Source organism: Buttiauxella ferragutiae (assembly GCF_022637515.1).
Lineage (GTDB): Bacteria > Pseudomonadota > Gammaproteobacteria > Enterobacterales > Enterobacteriaceae > Buttiauxella > Buttiauxella ferragutiae.
The window spans coordinates 1,091,132-1,109,099 of sequence record NZ_CP093332.1; the positions used below are offsets into that span (position 1 = coordinate 1,091,132).

Here is a 17,968-nt window from a genome sequence, read left to right on the forward strand (position 1 = left end):
ACTGGACACGTTTCAGATGGACTGAAATATACCCACAGTTTTTAGAACACATAATGGAATAACATGAAAAATATCTTCTTTTTTGACACTTTGATCACTCCAAAACTTCTGGTTGTACTGTACTGGTTAAGCATCATTTCAATCGTTATCTCTGCTGCTACAACGATTTTTCTAGGGCAGGCACTGGCTGGTATCTTTGGACTGGTGTTTGGTATTTTAGCTGTGCGCGTCGGTTTCGAATTGATCATGATCGCCTTCAAAAATAACGAATACCTGAAGCGCATTGCTGAAAACTTGCCTGAAACAAAGTAATGCCCTTGTGTTGGCTTATTAATTAATGAGCTTACTACTGCCTGTGATATTCAATTTTTTGAAATTGGAATCAATAAAATATTGGGTTACAGGCATTTTACTTTTGGCGAAAAAAAAGCCCACATAACTTTCGCTATGCGGGCCTTTAATTTTCTATACCCGTCATACTTCAAGTTGCAGCGTTGTTGGCTGCACTGACAAACCCCAGTCACTTACTCAAGTAAGCTCCAGGGGATTATGAGCCTAGTCCATGAGGCTCACCCTTCGGGCCAGCGCAAGCGCTGTTCAAATCTGTTCCAGACAGATTTGTAGCTCCCTTGCCGCCTACCTGCAACTCGAATTATTTAGGGTATAAGGTGATTATTCGTATTGCTGGTCGCGCTCTTTGGCTGCGCGTTGACGGTCGTAAAACTCATCCTCCGCAGCAATAATTTCATCAATCAGTGAACCCATATCCACATCATGAGCTTCTTCGACGAATAGCCCCGTTAGCGGTGTTTCTGGGGTTAATTTTCCGTCTTCATATAACGCCCAGATCTCTTTCGCATAGCGTGTTTGCAGTAATTGCGGGGCGAACTGGCCGTAATATTCGGTGATGTTATTCACATCACGTTCAAACATGGATTCAGCATGGTTGTTTGCTGCGGCGTCCACCGCTTGTGGCAAGTCGATAATCACCGGCCCTTGCGCGTCTTGCAGTACGTTAAACTCCGATAAATCGCCATGCACCAGGCCCGCACACAACATGCGTACGATATTGCGGATCATGGTTTCGAAATCAGCCAGCGCACTTTCTTCGCTCATCGCCACATCGCTCAGACGTGGAGCCACCAAACCTTCAGCATCGGTGACCAGTTCCATCAATAACACGCCATCAATACACATATATGGCTGCGGCACGCGCACCCCGGCGTTTGCCAGGCGGAACAACGCTTCCACCTCAGCCATTTGCCAGGTTTCTTCTTGTTGCTTGCGTCCGAACTTTGAGCCTTTCTGCATGGCACGGGTGTTGCGAGAATTGCGGACTTTGCGCCCTTCCTGATACTGCACAGCTTGCTTAAAGCTACGCTGCATAGCTTCTTTGTACACTTTGGCGCATTGGATCTTGTCACCGCATAAAACGGTGTAGACGTCGGCTTCTTTGCCACTTTTCAGGCGCTGAAGTACATCGTCGATCAGGCCATCATCAACCAGCGGTTGGAGTCTGTTTGGGATTTTCATGCGGCTTTATACCTTATTTCAGCCATTTTTCGTATCAATAACACAGACGGCGATAGCAGAAAAAGTGGACAATATTTGCCACGGAAACGGAAAGTTAACGTAACTGTCTGTATTCATTTGCTTGTCTGCAATTGTAGGGCGGATAAGCGCGAGCGACATCCACCGTTTACCCCAGCGATGTCGGGTGAAGCTATGCTTTCCCGAACGACACCAAAGTTTGATTAAAGGTACTCAGAATGAAAATTTTAACCGCTTTCATGCTGTTGGTCTCCACTTCAACGCTCGCCGCCAGCGATTACGACCAGCCTATTAAACTGGCACAGGAATTCAACCAATGGTACCTGCAACAAATCAGTCAGAATAAAAATCCTCTTACCGATGGCCATGATATTGATAAATATGTGACTAAAAGCACGCTGGAAAAACTACGTTCAGCCATCGGTAACGAAGCTGAATTTTACGACGCCGACTTTTTTATTCGCGCCCAGGATTTTGGCGAAGACTGGCCGACGAACGTCACCGTAGTATCCAGTGACTATGACCCCGTTTGCTTCAACATTTATGTTTCCTACGGCAAAAAACAGCAACACACCGTTATTGACTGCATGGTAAAGGAAGCCGGAACCTGGAAAATCCAGTCTGTTGCAGGCCAGACCATACTGAGAAATGAAAACGTGAAGTAGCGGGAAAAAGGTCACTAAAGTGGTGTTGTAGGGTGGATAAGCGATAGCGTCATCCACCATTTTAGCCTGTTTTTCGGACGGTGCTGCGCTTATCCGACCAGGGAATAGGTTTGTCTTTTTTTCCACACTTTTCAACGTGATTTTTGCCTTCTTTAACATGGCGCTCATTAATCCAGCAAAAGAACCTTTATACTAATACACCTGTGTTTATCAATAATCCTCAGATATTTTTTTGGAAAAAGGTTTTATTAAAAATGGAAAGCTTTATAGAAGCTCTGTGGCGCGTTTTTATTTCGTTTAGAAATAAAACAAATGAACACAGAGTCACCGATATGGGTCTGGTAAAATAATGACTCACTTCACCTTTATTCTCAAGAATAATAAACATGCTATTAACATATTAACCGGATATAAAGGTTATACGGCCAGGCTGAAGCAAAAGATGAAAAAAACAGCAATGAGATGAGAATTATCTTGCGTCAGTCCTTATGGGGTTGAGAAAGATAATTTCATCCCTAAACTATTTTAGTTCACTGCAAATGGAAGGCACGATGAGAGGAAAAATACCGAAGACCGAATTGCTGGTGACGTTTGAAGTGGTGGCACGTCACGAAAGTTATACTCGGGCAGCAGAAGAGTTGGCTTTGACACAGAGCGCTGTGTTCAGACAAGTAAACGCGTTGGAGGATTTTCTGCATACTGCATTATTTGACCATGCAAAAAAACGTATTCATTTAAATGCGGCAGGTAAGCACTATCTGAACATTGTTAAAGAAACGCTAAATAAACTTGAGCGTGATACTCATTCGATAATGGCCTGGCAACCTGCGGTTCAGGCTATTGAGTTAGCCGTCAATCCGACATTAAGCACTCATTGGTTGATTCCCAATTTACGCGAGTTCAATAAATTAAATCCCGATATTACGGTCAATATTCATTCACTGGCTAATATCGGCGATTTTCTAAACAATGATTATGACGCCGCTATTATGCGCGAAGATTTTTGTACACCATGGTCTGGAATGGAATATTTATTTGAAGAGGAGATTTTGCCCGTTTGTAGCAGAAGCCTGTTATCCCGACCTGATCAAAAATTCGCTGTCGATGACTTGCTGAATGAATTTCCTTTGTTGCATCAAAGTACCCGCACCACCGGTTGGCAAGAGTGGTTTGCGCTGTCGGATGTTAACAGCCCGCTGGTGAACAAAGGCCCGCGCTTTGACTTGCTCTCGATGTTGATTGCGGCGGTACGCTCAAATCTGGGAACCGCATTATTACCTCGTTTTGCTATTCAGCGCGATCTGGACAGCGGTGAAATGGTCATTCCTTGTGATGTTCCTATTCGTACCGGGAACCGCTTCATTTTGACATGGCGGGCAGAAAAAGCTGAGTCCCGACATTTGCAGATTCTTCGCGCCTGGTTACTGGAAAAATCACTGATATCTGAGCCAGCCTGATTGATGATGCCGCCCGGTTTTCACCAGGCGGCATACCTTACCAGTCAATACCAGATTGAGCCTGAATCCCGCTATCAAAGGCATGTTTTACCGGTCGGATTTCACTGACGGTATCAGCAATATCCAGCAACTGGCTGTGACAACCGCGCCCGGTCACCACCACACTTTGATGGGCGGGGCGATTCACTATCGATGAAATAACCTCCTGAATATCCAGGTAGTGATAAGCCAGCATATAGGTGAGTTCATCGAGTACCACCAGGTCGTAACGCGCATCGGCGAGCATGCGCTTACTTTCCTGCCAGACCGCGAGAGCAGCCTGGATATCTTCTTCTCTATTCTGGGTTTCCCAGGTAAAACCGGTGCCCATAATGTGGAATTCAACATTGTGCTGATGCAGCGTGTTGTATTCACCATTATCCCACTGGCCTTTAATGAATTGCGCGACCCCGACGGTTTTGCCATGGCCGATAGCGCGCGTCACTGTCCCAAAGGCTGCGGTCGATTTTCCTTTTCCGTTGCCGGTAAAAACAATCAGGATACCTTTCCTTTCGGTTGCCGCCGCCACACGGCTATCTACCCGCTCTTTGATCTTTTGCTGGCGCTGACGATGGCGTTCAGTATTGGTTCGCGTTTCCATAAACGCTCCTTAATGCTTTGCAGGGCAAGATGCGCAACTTTGCTTTTGCTCAAACTGTTCAAAGAAGTTATTGCCTTTATCGTCGACCAGAACAAAAGCCGGCAGGTTTTTCACTTCCATCATCCACACCGCTTCCATGCCCAGTTCAGGGTACTCAAGGCAGCGCAGGCTTTTCACATATTGCTGCGCCAGTAATGCCGCCGCGCCACCGATACTCCCGAGGTTAAAACCACCATGTTTGAGGCAGGCATCGGTCACTTGCTGGCTGCGGTTACCTTTCGAAAGCATGACCAGGCTGCCACCTGCTGCCTGGAACTGGTCAACATAACCATCCATGCGCCCGCCAGTGGTCGGCCCGAGCGAACCACACGGCTGGTTGTCCGGCGTTTTGGCAGGGCCCGCGTAATAGACGATATGGTTTTTCATGTAGTCGGGCATCGCTTCGCCCTTGTCCAGCCGCGCTTTGATTTCAGCATGGGCAATGTCGCGGGCGACCACGATGGAGCCGCTTAACGACACACGTGTGCCAATCGGCAGCTTAGACAAGTCGGCCATAATCTCTTTCAGTGGGCGGTTCAGGTCGAGTTGCACCGTCTGGGCGCTATTCTCTGTACGCTGAGAATCCGGAATAAATTTGCCTGGATTGTGCTCGAGTTTTTCCAGCCAGATTCCCTGCTTATTGATCTTGCCTTTAATATTGCGGTCGGCAGAACAGGACAGCGCCATCGCGATTGGGCAGGAACCGCCGTGGCGTGGCAGACGGATAACCCGGATATCATGGGCGAAGTATTTGCCGCCAAACTGCGCGCCGATGCCAAATTCACGGCTGGCATTGAGTAACGCGGTTTCCAGTGCCGTGTCGCGGAATGCCTGGCCGAGTTCATTCCCCTCGGTTGGCAGATTGTCGTAATACTTGGTCGAAGCCAGTTTGGCGACTTTCAGTGACTGGTCGGCCGACAACCCACCCACCACAAACGCGATATGGTAAGGAGGGCAGGCGGCGGTACCCAGCGACTTCATTTTTTCAATCAGGAAGGCAGTCAGCTTTTCAGGCTGGAGAATAGATTTTGTTTCCTGGAATAGCGCCGCTTTGTTAGCAGAGCCACCGCCTTTATTGACGAACAGGAAACGATATTCGTTGCCAGGTGTGGCGCTAATATCAATCTGCGCAGGCAGGTTGGTCTGAGTGTTGACCTCGGTGTACATGTCCAGCGGCGCATTCTGCGAGTAGCGCAGATTATTCTCCTGGAAGGTGGTGTAGATGCCTTTACTTAAGGCTTCTGCATCGTCGCCGCCGGTCCAGATAGACTGACCTTTACTCGCCACAATGGTGGCTGTCCCGGTATCCTGGCAATTTGGCAGCACACCTTTCGCCGACACTTCCGCGTTGCGTAACAGTTGCAGCGCAACGTATTTATCATTATCACTGGCCTGTGGGTCGTGCAGGATGCTGGCAATCTGCTTGAGATGGGCAGCACGCAGGAAAAACGACGCTTCGTAAAAAGCATGCTGCGCCAGTAGCGTTAAGGCCTCAGGGGCAACTTTGATGACCTCTTCACCGTCCAGCTCCGTCACCGTAATGTGTTGGCCGCTGAGCAATGTATATTCCGTATTATCTTTGCTTTGTAAAAACGGTTCCTGCCAGGCAAATGGTTTAGACATGTCGACTTCTCACTTATCAGTCATTAATGAAGGGCATCTGGTGCGATGCCCTTTTCTTCGGGCTTACTTCGCTAAAAAGAGATTGGATTGTGTCGCTTGCGCAACATACTCAATGGTTTGCTGGGCGCGAACGCTGTTGCCCGCGGAATCAAGCGGCGGAGAGTACACGGCGATGGCATATTTCCCCGGCACCACGGCGACCATGCCGCCGCCGACACCGCTTTTCGCCGGAAGGCCTACGGTGTAAAGCCACTTGCCGCTGCCGTCATAAAGCCCGGCAATAGCCATTTCCGCTAACACCTGCGGGACATATTTCTCGTTTAACAGTTGCTTGCCGGTGTAAGGCGATTTGCCATTATTGGCGAGCACCGCGCCCATTTTGGCGAGCTGCTCGGTGGTGACATCCACTGAACACTGACGGGTATAAATCTCTACGGCTTCACGGGTATCGCCATAGAAACTGTTATAGGACTCCATTAACTGCGCCAGCGCCTGATTGTGCTGGTTGGTGTCCATTTCAGATTTGAATACCGGCTCGTTGACGGTCAACGAGGCATCCGCCCACGCATTCAGGTTGTTGAGAATTTTGTTCCAGCGGTCGGTTTTATCTTTGGCTTCAACCAGGCTAACGGTGCTCATCGCTCCCGCATTGACCAATGGATTTTCTGGCGCGCCTTTGGTCAGCTCCACGGCTAAACCGGAATTGAATGGCAGCCCGGTGGCATTGGCACCGAGTTTATCCAGCACCTCTTTTGGCCCGTGCTGTTCCATCGCGAGCGCCATGGTGAAGACCTTGCTCAGGGACTCCATCGGGAAGGCTTTTTTGACATCACCTGTCTGGTAAATTTTGCCGTCCACCGTGGCGATGGTGATGGCAAAATTCTGTGGGCTGTAAGTGGCAAGCGCCGGAATATAGTCAGCGACTTTTCCGTCGTTATTATTTTTATATTTTTGATGCGCTTGCTTGATGAGTGCGTCGTAGTCTGGTGCAGTTTGCGCCAGCGTCGTGGTGCTGACTAAGAAACTGAGCGATAACACACTTGCTGCTAAGAGTTTTATTTTCACGTTGTAGCCCTGTGTTGTTGTGTTAAAAAAGGCCGACGAAAGTCGGCCTTGAATATCAGTACATGGTCACTTCAGATGCTTTAGTCGCCGGGTGTTCTAAGCCAGGCGTTTTGGCTGGAGCGTCACCACGGCAACCTTCACCGAAGTGTTCACCTTCCCAGCGGCCAACAATCGCAGCACCCATGGCGTTACTCATCACGTTAGTCGCTGAACGGCCCATATCGAGGAACGGATCGACACCCATCAGCAGAATCAAACCGGCTTCTGGAATATTGAACTGGTTGAGTGTTGCGGCGATAACCACCATCGATGCACGTGGTACACCGGCCATACCTTTAGAGGTCAGCATCAGGATCAACAGCATGGTGATCTGCTCGCCCATACTCAGTTCAATGTTGCAGGCCTGTGCGATAAACACGGTGGCAAAAGAGCAGTAAGCCATTGAGCCGACGAGGTTAAAGGAGTAACCGATTGGCAGTACGAAGCTGGCAATCTTCGAGGAAACGCCAAACTTCTCCAGTTTATCGAGCGTACCCGGGAAAGCGGCTTCGGAGCTGGAAGTGGTGAAAGCCAGAAGGGCAGGTTCGAGGATTGATTTGGTCAGACGGCCAATACACGGCCCGATGAGCATAGTGGAAAGGCCAATCAGAATCGCCCACAGCATCCCAAGGGTCAGGTAGAACTCACCCATGAAGATACCGGCGCTGACCATCACACCCAGCCCACGTTCGGCAATCAAACCCGAGATCGCTGCGAAAACGGTCAGTGGCGCAAACAGCATCACATAGCCAGTCAGCTTCAGCATGACGTGCACCAGAGAATCGAGCACTTTCACGATTGCCTCGCCTTTCTCGCCGATTGCTGCCAGGCTGCAACCGAGGAAAATCGAGAACACCACAATTTGCAGGATTTCATTACGAGCCATCGCATCGACGATACTGGTTGGTACGGCGTGCGAGATAAACACTTTCAGAGTGAACGGTTCAGATTTAACCGCTGATAACGCTCCGACATCGTGCGGTACAAAGTTAATGCCAGCACCTGGCTGGAAGATATTAACAATCACCAGACCCAGTGCGATGGAGAGCAGTGAGGCACAAATAAAGAGGAAGAACGTTTTAGAGAATATACGCCCCAGCGTTTTAGCATCGCCCATTTTGGCAATGCCGACCACCAGAGTAGAAATAACTAATGGTGCAATAATCATTTTTACCATACGTAAGAATATGGTGGTAAAAATGGAAATATCGCCTGCATACGATTTTGCCGCATCAGCCGATGCCATATTATTAATGGCCACGCCTGCAATCATACCTAATATAAGGCCTAGTATGATCATCTTCGTTAAACTAATTTTCTTCATGTTTACTCCATCGGATAATGGTTGGGTATTAAGGTGTAGGGCGGCGTGTACCCTGCAGCTACCAAGGCACACACCTGTTTATGACCAACCGCATGAATAATTTGGTGTGCTGGGATACAGCAATATTCCGCACACCATTTAATGTTGTTGTATTATTTTTACTACAGGTCGAACTGAATGCTTAATAATGGCGCATGTTGCTGGGCACCATAAACATCATTGTCACCGACGCTTCCTGAAATAATATCGCGAGGCATGACAATCTTTACCGCGTTGGCTGGGTCAAACCAGATAATGCGGTGAACAAATTCAGGCTCGACGTGATACAAATCGGCAATAAGCTGTGGTGTTAATTGCTCAGATGCTTTTACGCGCTGATAGTCTTCACGGGTTTTAAATAAAATATCTAATACCAGTTCGTACGGTCCGGCGTTTTTAGAACGAATGACCTGCGCCAATGAGCAGATTGACTGTTTCATGCCTGAACTCCTTCTGGCGTCACCTGTTCAAGGGTGAAATCAAAACGTAGGTCGTCATTCGCTTCAATCAGGTGATAGATCGAGAACTCATACACTGGCCCGCTTTGAATGTCGGATGGCGAGAACGGGAAGGCGAGGTTGCCTGCGGTCGCCATGCGGTTTTCATAGCCGTAGTGCAGCAGGGTAGAGCGCACCAGCGAACAAACGCTGTTGGCGATCTCCTGAGTCGGCGCGACCACGTCCAACAAAATCCCCAGCTCATGTCCGGCTGTTTGCATCGGTTCATGGATACCCATGACACCGTTTTTGCCATACAGATGGAACGTGATGCGGATGCTGTCGTCATTGAGCGAGAGGTTGCTCGCCACGCTGGCTTTCACCTCTTCAAGAATGGTGTCGATGCCGGCAATCATAATCGGGTCGCGTGTCCCGGCGATGGTCAGGCAACGGAAACCGACCTGGCGCGCACCTTCGAGTTTCAGCGCATAAGGCGTTTCTTCGTGACGTGAACCGCTAACGTACACTTCACCGTCGTTAACGGCCTTGAAGCTACAGCCTTTCAGATTCAGCACGCCGCCAGGGCCTGGCAGGAAGTACGGATCCGACTTCTCATACAACGTGTGTGCTGCCGCTGAAGTCTCGGTAAATTTGCGCTTCGGATTGAATGTTTTGAGCGTAAAGCCGTGTTCATCAATGATGCCCATCGCGCAATCAGAACCGGAACCTGGCGTTGCGGCAATGGCCGCACATTCGAGGATCTTCCCGCAGTGCAGCGCCAGCCCTTCATCAAACCCTTTCATGATGGGCAGCGCGGCGAAGCAGGCCGGATCGTAAGCACGTCCGCCCAACACCACCTGCGCACCCGCTTCCAGCGCACGCTGGAAAGGTTCGATACCCATTTGCGCGACGATGTAAGTGCTCTCTTCAATCGCCTCGTGGGTCAGTTCAGGGACAAAATCCAGCGCGGTAATCGCACCGTTATCCAGCGCCTGATGAACCGTGGCTTTGTCGACATCCGACGGGATCAACGCCATCGAGAAGCTTAAATTCTCTTCTTGCGCGATCTCGAGGATTATCTGGCGGCACCATTCCAGATGCGGTGCGGCGCCGGAACCTCCGGCGGTGCCAATCACCACCGGAATGTTGTGGTTAACACCCGCGGTGATCATATAGCGCAGATCGCGTTTAACGCCTGCCCGATCGGTGAACGGTTTGCCTGCCCCTAAATAATGAGGGCCAGGATCGGAGGATCCCGCGTCAACCGCAATCAGATCCGGTGATTCCAGCATGGCTTTGCGAAAGCTCTCTTCCGGGAAGCCATAACCCAGGATAGCCGTCGGTGACAAGATCTTAAATGTGCGTGCCATTTCTCAATCCTTTGTCTGCAACAGCGCAATAGTGCGGTTCATTTCGTTGAACACAATATTGAGCCCTTCATCGAAGCCCATACCAGGCTTTATCAACATACGCATTGGACGAGCGGCTAGCGCCACGTGTACGCAAGTGCGAGCACTGATCTCGGTTTCGTTACAGGTACCGCCCTGGTAGGCTTCCATACCGTGTTTGTTGCAATAGAGCACGGCGTCAACGATGTTGTGAATGCCACCCAGGTCCGGGGTTTTGATCTGCACCATGTGGCAACTGCCCGCATCGGTGAAATCAACGATATCCTGATAGGTGTTACACCATTCGTCGGCGACGATCTTCACACCGGAACCCAGACGAGTCAGCTCATGGGTAATCTCGGTCAGCATGCGGATCTGATCCGGTTTATTACCGGCATCCACCGGACCTTCAATGTACAGCGGCAGGCCCTGTGCTTCTTTTTCCAGGCTGGCGATGTACTCGGCGCAGCGCACCGTGTCCATATCGAAAATCAGGCCAATGGTGCCGTAGACGTCGATATGCAGGGTCGGTTGGTATTTCTCGCTGGTGCGCAGTTTCAGAATGCGGTCAGACAACCAGCGCACATATTCACGCAGTTTCTCACCGTGAAAACCGAGCTTCTGCTCCACGTTGTTGATCAGCGCATGCGGCAGGACATCCACACCTTTAAGGATCATTTTATCGACCGCGATATAGCGGTCATCGCCGCTCTGGCCGAATAATGGAATCGCTTCCGGAACGCATGGCAACTGCCATTCATTACAGACCACTTCCGCTTTCAGGCAGCCGGTTGCCAGCGCGGTGGCATCGAGCAGCGCCTGAGAAAGACCATAACGCACAGCGGTATGCAGCAGATGCCCGTCGATCATTAACGTGTCGAAGAAGCGCGCATTCGGCAGGAACGCATCGACATCGCGGCCTTCCAGCAACGGTTTTATATGGTCGTTGAGGAAAGGAATAAAGTTTGCCGCCAGGAACAGCGGGTCACGGCCACCCGCCCCTGAATATTGCACTGCCGCACAGTCGCCGACGGCAACCGCACCATTTTCAAGAATCAGTTGTACCGAAACGCATTCCCCCGCCTGACGCACCGCTGTGAAACCTGGCGTGACCGGTTCGCCGGTATAGATGAAGCCGTCATGTCCGGCACCGTCTTTAATAGCTTGTTGATCGTCAAAATAAAATGAGGAGTAGCCTGCGGTGAAAAGCGCTTGTTTAATTTTCATCATGGTCTTCCTATTAATTTACTGTGGGATACAGCGTTGATGTCATCAATAACCATCTGGAATGAAGGTTTGCGGCCTTCGAATTGCGCGCGCTCTGCGACGTAATCGTGGTGCAGGGCCAGAATGTCTTCCGGCAGCGGAACCGCTCCGGCATCAAGAATACGAATGGCGCCATAGTTATCGCGCACCGGTAAAATTTTGCCTGCGTTACAGGAAGCCGGAGCGAATGGCACATCCAGTACGCCTGCTTCAAAGGCCAGCACCGTACCGCGAGCAATATCGCCATTGCCCAGCTCGAAGACTTTCTTCAGCACGGCACGCACTTCGCTCTTAATCAGAGACACTTCCTGATCGACGGCAGGGCATGGTGGGAATTTCTGGTCGCTGACCATGTTGAGCATCTGGCGTGAAGCTTTCAGACCCTGGGCGTTAGCCGCCGCGGTAGGGATACCGAAGGCTTCGTGTGGGCTCTTGGTGATCACCTTAGTGGCACCGGACATACCCGCTACCGCCGCACCCCAGGAGATAATGCCGAAGGCTTTAGCTTCGTCTTCCGGGAAGCCACCCATCCACTGGTGGAATACGGTGCTCAGCTCGTAATCGTCGAAGCCGTAGTTATGGAAATACTCATGAGACAACTCGCGCAGCGACTGAATCGCGGCGATGTCCTGAGTCAGGCTTCCCACCTGGCCGTAGCCGACGGTAATAGATTTCACGCCCTGTTCCAGCGCCAGCAAACCTTCAATGATCGCCACGGAATGCGACATGAATGGCGGGATAAGCGTGCCGGTCAGCGGGCCGAACGGTTCGCGGTTAATGCGAATACCATGTTCTTCATACAGGCCCATCAGACGGTCGCAGTACTGCCAGTCACGGATCGATTTTTCTAGCGTGACGCGCTTAGCGTAAGGAATGTTGTAGGAGATGCCGCCGCCTTCGTAGCTGGTAAAGCCACTGGCCATGGAGATCTCTGCCAGCAGGCGTGCATCCGGCGTACCGTGGCGAATTTGCAGCGGTTTTTCCAGCGTTTCGGTCAAACGACGGCAGGCAGCCACACCGTGGTTGACGACCGGCAGGCCGTTCAGCTTAGACGTCCCGGCTTCAATGGATTTCTGAATCCCGACGGCGGCTTCTTCGTAGCGGTTCAGACGGGTATAGGCATCAATGGTGGAAGGCAGCAGGTCACACTCTTCCTGCAACGTTTTGAGCAGTTCGATGTGCTCATCCATTAATGCCACGCCTGCACGTGGCTGGCTCAGGGTTTTGCCTTCCTGATCGGCTTTCAGCAGAGCGTGAGAGAAGCGTTTTTTCTCAGGAATTGTTTGTTGGTACTTCACGCCATCTTCAAAGTTTTCAACGTCCTTACCGGTATGCCAGGTCTGAAGAACCTGGTGCCGTTCGGTCATGAATTCATCATGGGTTAACTTTTTATTACGGAGTTCCATTCGTTGCTGCCTTATCTATAGGGTTAAACATTGAATGCTGGTGCGAGCGGCGAGCTGCGGATAAAGCCTGGCGACGTTTGCCAGCAGCGGTAACAAGCCTTTTGAATCGCGGTAATATTCAAATTGGGTGGGGAGCAGAATGCGTCTGCCGTCATCGTCAAGTTCGCGGTATTTCATCCAGTTGTGGATGTCGAACCGGTTGGCGCGTGAAAGCCATCCGCCGGACCCGACAACACGACGAACGGTGGTCAGGTCACGTCCCATCTGCAAATCGACACTACCCACGCAGGTGCACACCTGTTTTTTGGTGCCCGCATGACGTTCGCTGGCGTAGCCGACACACAACCCTGCCAGTACGGTGTCGAAATATTTTTCTTCCTCGTTACACGGCAGATAATCGGGATGCGCCACCAGATGTTGCAGATAGCGATAAAAAGCTTCCTGGCGTTGCGGCTGATGCGCGAAGAGCACGTTCACCAGTTCCCTGGTGCTTTCGCCGACCACCATGGCCGAGACACGCATCCCCAAATCACCTTCTACGGTGCGTTTGACGAAGGGTTCAGGCACGCCGTGCAACACGGTGTCAGGAGAAAGGGTATTGTTGCTGGTGGAGTAAATATCGGTGGTCGCGCCACCCATATCGATCAGCATGAACTCCTTCCACGAGCTGTCGGAATCGCTGATCGCTTTCACCAGTTCATAAACGGTCCACGGAGTCGGCATCGGCTCCTCGCCCGTTTCCCCGACGATGACGTCCAGGCCTTTTCCTTTGACGATCCGTGATAAAAAGAGATCGCAAATCGCCTGCCGCGCGGCATACGGATTCGGGTGATCGAGATCCGGTAGAATGTTGTCTACCGTGGTCAGATCTTTATGCCCGAGGATCGTCTGCACATCGTCCTGAATGTCGCGGTTACCGGCGTAGATAATGGCGCAATCCAGGTTTGACTCTGCCAGCGCATGGGCGTTGGCCAGGCCGTAACTTTCTTCCCCACCGTCGGTGCCACCGGCAAAGAGCAGAATGTCGGGAGGTGTGGTTTCCAGCGCCTTGATGTCGTGGCGATTCAGCTTGTACGAGTAATACTGCGCGATTTTCGCCCCTGCTGAGTGGGCGGTGACTTTCGCGGATTCCAGGGTGATTGACGGCACCAGCCCCATTGCGGCAACGGCAAGACCGCCTTTCGCAGATGAGGAGTATTTCAGCGTCACTTCACCGCTGTTGAGCAGTGGGCGAGCATCGGCAACATTGAGCACCTGATTCAGGCTGGCAAAGAAACCGTCAGCCAGGTGGTGCGTTGTGGTTGGGGTCAGGACGTGGTTCACCAACGTTAACGCATCCCCCTCCCGAGCGAAGAGGGCTGCTTTGGTCCACGTCGAGCCGATGTCGACAGAGACAATTTGCATCAGATGGCCTCTTCAAGGCAGCGTTGGTCAATGTCGTTTGTTATCAGAGAACAAACACTTTCAAGATCGTGGCTTGGGGCAAAGACGCGGTTAAAGCCCATCTCTTTGAACTTGGTCTCGATATCCCCAAAGTCATGCTTGCCGACCACCAGGTTGCCGCCAACGTACAGCAGAATGTCGCCGATACCGCGTTCAATACAACGCTCGCGCAGACCGAGGCAGTCGATGTCACCGTGGCCATAAATTGACGACACCACAATCGCATCGGCACCCGTTTCGATAGCAGCATCGATATATTCATCCTGGCTCACCATCACCCCAAGATTGATTACGCGAAAATCATGGGCAGTAAAAACGCGATCCAAAACTTTATTGCCTACCGCATGGCAGTCAGCACCAATGACGCCAATAACAAGTGTTGATTTTTTCATTAATAATCCTCTGTAGGGCTGATAATCAGAAAGTAAGAGCTATTGCTATTATTTATTGCGCAGGCTGATTGCGCCTTTTAACTGAGCTGGAGTTTCTTTGTCTGATGTAATTGAAGCAATTGATCTATTTTCAGAATATCTTTCTAAAAATGATTGTTGTGAAGTGTGTTTTATAAATAATGTTTAATATCAGTGTGTTATGATTATTTTTTCTGGGGTTTTTATTATTTTAATTATAATGGTGAACAGGTGTGTTTTCATGTTTGTGATCTGAATCTTATTTTGTGTTTAATCTAAATGCATTCATGAATAATAATTAATTAAGAAGGCTCTATAAATAAAAGTGTGAATTGCTTAACGGTTTTTTATTTATTAAGTGTGTACTGCAGGTGCTATATAAATAGGTATCAGGTGATTATGGGTTTTTTAGTTAATAAGATGTTAATATTGATGTGTTAATTTGCTATGTCGGCAGCAAACAGACTTAATTAAATTAATCATTAGTCTCTATTTGCCGATTTTTGATATTTGCGTATGAGATCTTTCTTTAAACTCAATAAATAATGAGAAGCCCATCAAGTATTTTTAAAGAAGACTCCTGAATAATGTGCGTGAATTTAAGCGCCAAATTACGATGTTGCCGTTAATTTTAATACTGACCATTTAGGATGATTCTATGAATGAAGGGAAAGTCTGGCTTGTTGGTGCTGGCCCCGGTGATGTTTCTTTAATTACCGTAAAAGGATTACATGCGATCCGTCACGCAGAAGTGATTGTTCACGACCGGTTAGTTAACCCTGAACTATTAAAACAGGCGCCAAAAAACTGTCTCATTATTAACGTTGGTAAAAACCCCAATCACCACCCGATTCCTCAGTCAGAAATTAATGCCATCCTCGTGGAATATGCCCGCATGAACAAACAGGTTGTCCGTCTAAAAGGCGGGGACCCGTATGTTTTTGGCCGTGGCGCGGAAGAAGTGGAAGAACTGGCCAAAGAAGGGCTGAAATTCGAGGTGGTACCTGGCATCAGTTCCGCGATTGGCGGCTTAGTGTACGCGGGGATCCCGGTGACGCATCGCGATTACGCCTCCAGTTTCCATATCATTACCGGCCATATGTGCCAGGGGAATGACCCGCAAAACTGGCATGCCTTTGCGCAGCTCGACGGCACGCTGGTTATCCTGATGGGAATGACCCGGCTGAGCGAAATTTGCCAGCAACTCATCGCCGGTGGAAAGTCAGCAGACACGCCAGCTGCGGTGGTGATGTACGCCAGCCAGGCACGCCAGCAAGTGGCGCGGGGAACACTTGCCACCCTTCATCTGGAAGTTGAGCGTCAACAACTTCACGCCCCGGCACTGATTGTTATCGGTGAGGTGGTGAATCTGCATGACGTGTTAGCGTTTACGGCCACCCAGATAGAGATCCAGGATATGGTCTGCTAATGCGGGAGCGGCCAATGAGTGAACATGGTGGGAATAGTGTCGAAATCGCCCAACAGCTCGGTATTGCGCCAGAAGCTCTGCTGGATTTCAGTGCCAATATCAATCCGCTGGGTTTATCTGCACGAGTTAAGTCGCTCATCACTACTCATCTGGAACTTATTGAGCGCTATCCGGATGTTGAATATCGTCACCTTCATCAGGCGCTGGCGTCGGCCAATCACTGCGATGTTGAACAGGTTATTGCCGGTAATGGTGCCACGGAACTGATTTACGGCCTGGTGCGTGCGTTATCGCCACGCAGCGCCATGCTTCTGGTGCCCGGTTTTGCGGAATACCGCCGGGCGCTGGCGCAGCAGGGTTGTCGGGTAATTGAATATCGCTTAGAAGAGTCACAGGGTTTTCAGCCCGATCAACAACTGCTAGAAGCTGTTCGTCAACAACGGCCTGACTGCCTGTTTATTGCCACGCCGAATAATCCAACAGGGTTGATGCCCGACGCGCAGCTGTTAAATGAACTGGCAGAACTGTGTGAAACGAGCCAGATAGCGCTGATTGTTGATGAAGCTTTTATTGATTTTCTTCCTCAAGGATCAAGCCTGGCTGCGCGTTTGGTGCATTCGAATTATCTCTATCTGTTACGTTCGCTGACCAAATTTTTTGCCATTCCGGGTCTGCGGCTTGGCTATTTGCTAAGTGGTAACCGGGCGACTATTCGTCATCTGAAAGATAACCGCGAGCCCTGGTCGATAAATGGGCTTGCTGCACTCGTGGGTCAGCACTTATTGACTGATGACGATTACATCAATTTGAGCCACCAATATATTGCCCGCCAGCGGGAATATTTATGGCACGCCCTGAAGCAATTTACGTCACTGGTGGTCTGGCAACCTACCGCCAACTACTTGTTTTTCAAATGTACCCATCAACACATTAACCTGAAATCGGCGCTGTTAGCGCAGCGTATTCTTATTCGCCACTGTGAAAATTATCCGGGGCTTGATAGCCATTTCTATCGGGTGGCCGTTCGTCGCGAAGATGAAAACCGGCAGTTGATTCAGGCGCTGAGCCAGATATTAACGCCTGATTCATAAGTGAAACCTCTCCAGAGGTCGGATAAGCGCAGCGACCTCCGTCACCCTCGGCGTAACTGGTGGATGACGCTGGCGCTTATCCCCCCTACAACGGCTATCCGTAGGTCGGATAAGCGCAGCGACCTCCGTCACCCTCGGCGTAACTGGTGGATGACGCTGACGCTTATCCCCCCTACAACGACTATCCCGTAGGCCGGATAAGCGCAGCGACCTCCGTCACCCTCGGCGTAACTGGTGGATGACGCTGGCGCTTATCCCCCCTACAACGACTATCCCGAAGGCCGGATAAGCGTAGCGACCTCCGTCACCCTCGGCGTAACTGGTGGATGACGCTGGCGCTTATCCCCCCTACAACGACTATCCCGTAGGCCGGATAAGCGCAGCGACCTCCGTCACCCTCGGCGTAACTGGTGGATGATGCTGACGCTTATCCCCCCTACAACGGCTATCCCGTAGGCCGGATAAGTGCAACGACCTCCGTCACCCTCGGCGTAACTGGTGGATGACGCTGACGCTTATCCCCCCTACAACGGCTATCCCGTAGGTCGGATAAGCGCAGCGACCTCCGTCACCCTCGGCGTAACTGGTGGATGACGCTGACGCTTGTCCCCCTACAACGGCTATCCCGTAGGTCGGATAAGCGCAGCGTCATCCGA

General features: G+C 50.6%; 16 protein-coding genes. 5 read left to right on the forward strand and 11 right to left on the reverse strand.

The window, feature by feature from the left end; genetic code table 11:
- The first annotated feature begins 63 nt into the window (after nt 1-63).
- Entirely contained in the window at nt 64-312 is a 249-nt protein-coding gene (locus tag MNO13_RS04960; RefSeq protein WP_064544024.1) for a DUF4282 domain-containing protein, read from the forward strand.
- Between the two features lie 360 nt (nt 313-672).
- Here MNO13_RS04960 and MNO13_RS04965 read toward each other — a convergent pair whose 3' ends face one another.
- Nucleotides 673-1,533, reverse strand: coding sequence for a PA4780 family RIO1-like protein kinase (locus MNO13_RS04965; protein ID WP_064544026.1), 861 nt, complete (start codon nt 1,531-1,533; stop codon nt 673-675).
- 236 nt (nt 1,534-1,769) lie between these two features.
- On the opposite strand from MNO13_RS04965, the gene MNO13_RS04970 reads away from it, so the two are divergent.
- Both MNO13_RS04970 and MNO13_RS04975 read left to right on the forward strand, forming a co-directional pair.
- Entirely contained in the window at nt 1,770-2,216 is a 447-nt protein-coding gene (locus tag MNO13_RS04970; protein WP_064544027.1) for a DUF3828 domain-containing protein, read from the forward strand.
- Nucleotides 2,217-2,767: 551 nt separating this feature from the next.
- Nucleotides 2,768-3,673: a LysR family transcriptional regulator gene (locus MNO13_RS04975; RefSeq protein WP_064544029.1), complete on the forward strand. Its 906-nt coding sequence runs from the start codon at nt 2,768-2,770 to the stop codon at nt 3,671-3,673.
- 37 nt (nt 3,674-3,710) lie between these two features.
- On the opposite strand, the gene cobO is transcribed toward MNO13_RS04975, so the two are convergent.
- From cobO to glmS, 10 genes are all read right to left on the reverse strand, one after another.
- Complete coding sequence (cobO, locus tag MNO13_RS04980; protein ID WP_121815040.1) at nt 3,711-4,313, reverse strand: cob(I)yrinic acid a,c-diamide adenosyltransferase; 603 nt, start codon at nt 4,311-4,313, stop codon at nt 3,711-3,713.
- Between the two features lie 9 nt (nt 4,314-4,322).
- Nucleotides 4,323-5,975 carry a class I fumarate hydratase gene (locus tag MNO13_RS04985; RefSeq protein ID WP_064544033.1) on the reverse strand — a complete coding sequence of 551 codons (1,653 nt, stop codon included), beginning with the start codon at nt 5,973-5,975 and terminating at the stop codon, nt 4,323-4,325.
- 63 nt (nt 5,976-6,038) lie between these two features.
- Nucleotides 6,039-7,034: a glutaminase A gene (glsA, locus tag MNO13_RS04990; protein ID WP_370918841.1), complete on the reverse strand. Its 996-nt coding sequence runs from the start codon at nt 7,032-7,034 to the stop codon at nt 6,039-6,041.
- A gap of 61 nt (nt 7,035-7,095) precedes the next feature.
- Nucleotides 7,096-8,403 (reverse strand): dicarboxylate/amino acid:cation symporter, encoded by a 1,308-nt coding sequence (locus MNO13_RS04995; protein ID WP_064544037.1) that lies wholly within the window; start codon nt 8,401-8,403, stop codon nt 7,096-7,098.
- A 161-nt stretch (nt 8,404-8,564) separates the two neighbouring features.
- Complete coding sequence (locus MNO13_RS05000) at nt 8,565-8,882, reverse strand: DUF4387 domain-containing protein (RefSeq protein ID WP_064544039.1); 318 nt, start codon at nt 8,880-8,882, stop codon at nt 8,565-8,567.
- A complete protein-coding gene (locus MNO13_RS05005; RefSeq protein ID WP_064544041.1) occupies nt 8,879-10,249 on the reverse strand; it encodes an acyclic terpene utilization AtuA family protein in 1,371 nt (456 codons plus the stop codon). The genes MNO13_RS05000 and MNO13_RS05005 overlap by 4 nt, the downstream gene beginning before the upstream one ends.
- A 3-nt stretch (nt 10,250-10,252) precedes the next feature.
- Nucleotides 10,253-11,494: a methylaspartate ammonia-lyase gene (locus MNO13_RS05010; RefSeq protein WP_064544043.1), complete on the reverse strand. Its 1,242-nt coding sequence runs from the start codon at nt 11,492-11,494 to the stop codon at nt 10,253-10,255.
- Nucleotides 11,494-12,939: a methylaspartate mutase subunit E gene (locus MNO13_RS05015; protein ID WP_064544044.1), complete on the reverse strand. Its 1,446-nt coding sequence runs from the start codon at nt 12,937-12,939 to the stop codon at nt 11,494-11,496. The genes MNO13_RS05010 and MNO13_RS05015 overlap by 1 nt, the downstream gene beginning before the upstream one ends.
- Before the next feature lie 15 nt (nt 12,940-12,954).
- Nucleotides 12,955-14,343, reverse strand: coding sequence for a methylaspartate mutase accessory protein GlmL (gene glmL, locus MNO13_RS05020; protein WP_064544046.1), 1,389 nt, complete (start codon nt 14,341-14,343; stop codon nt 12,955-12,957).
- Nucleotides 14,343-14,774: a methylaspartate mutase subunit S gene (gene glmS / locus MNO13_RS05025; protein WP_064544048.1), complete on the reverse strand. Its 432-nt coding sequence runs from the start codon at nt 14,772-14,774 to the stop codon at nt 14,343-14,345. The genes glmL and glmS overlap by 1 nt, the downstream gene beginning before the upstream one ends.
- 676 nt (nt 14,775-15,450) lie before the next feature.
- On the opposite strand from glmS, the gene cobA reads away from it, so the two are divergent.
- Together cobA and cobD are read left to right on the forward strand one after the other, a co-directional pair.
- Nucleotides 15,451-16,221 carry a uroporphyrinogen-III C-methyltransferase gene (gene cobA / locus MNO13_RS05030; RefSeq protein ID WP_064544050.1) on the forward strand — a complete coding sequence of 257 codons (771 nt, stop codon included), beginning with the start codon at nt 15,451-15,453 and terminating at the stop codon, nt 16,219-16,221.
- Nucleotides 16,222-16,235: 14 nt separating this feature from the next.
- A complete protein-coding gene (gene cobD / locus MNO13_RS05035; RefSeq protein WP_133522896.1) occupies nt 16,236-17,312 on the forward strand; it encodes a threonine-phosphate decarboxylase CobD in 1,077 nt (358 codons plus the stop codon).
- Nucleotides 17,313-17,968 lie beyond the last annotated feature (656 nt).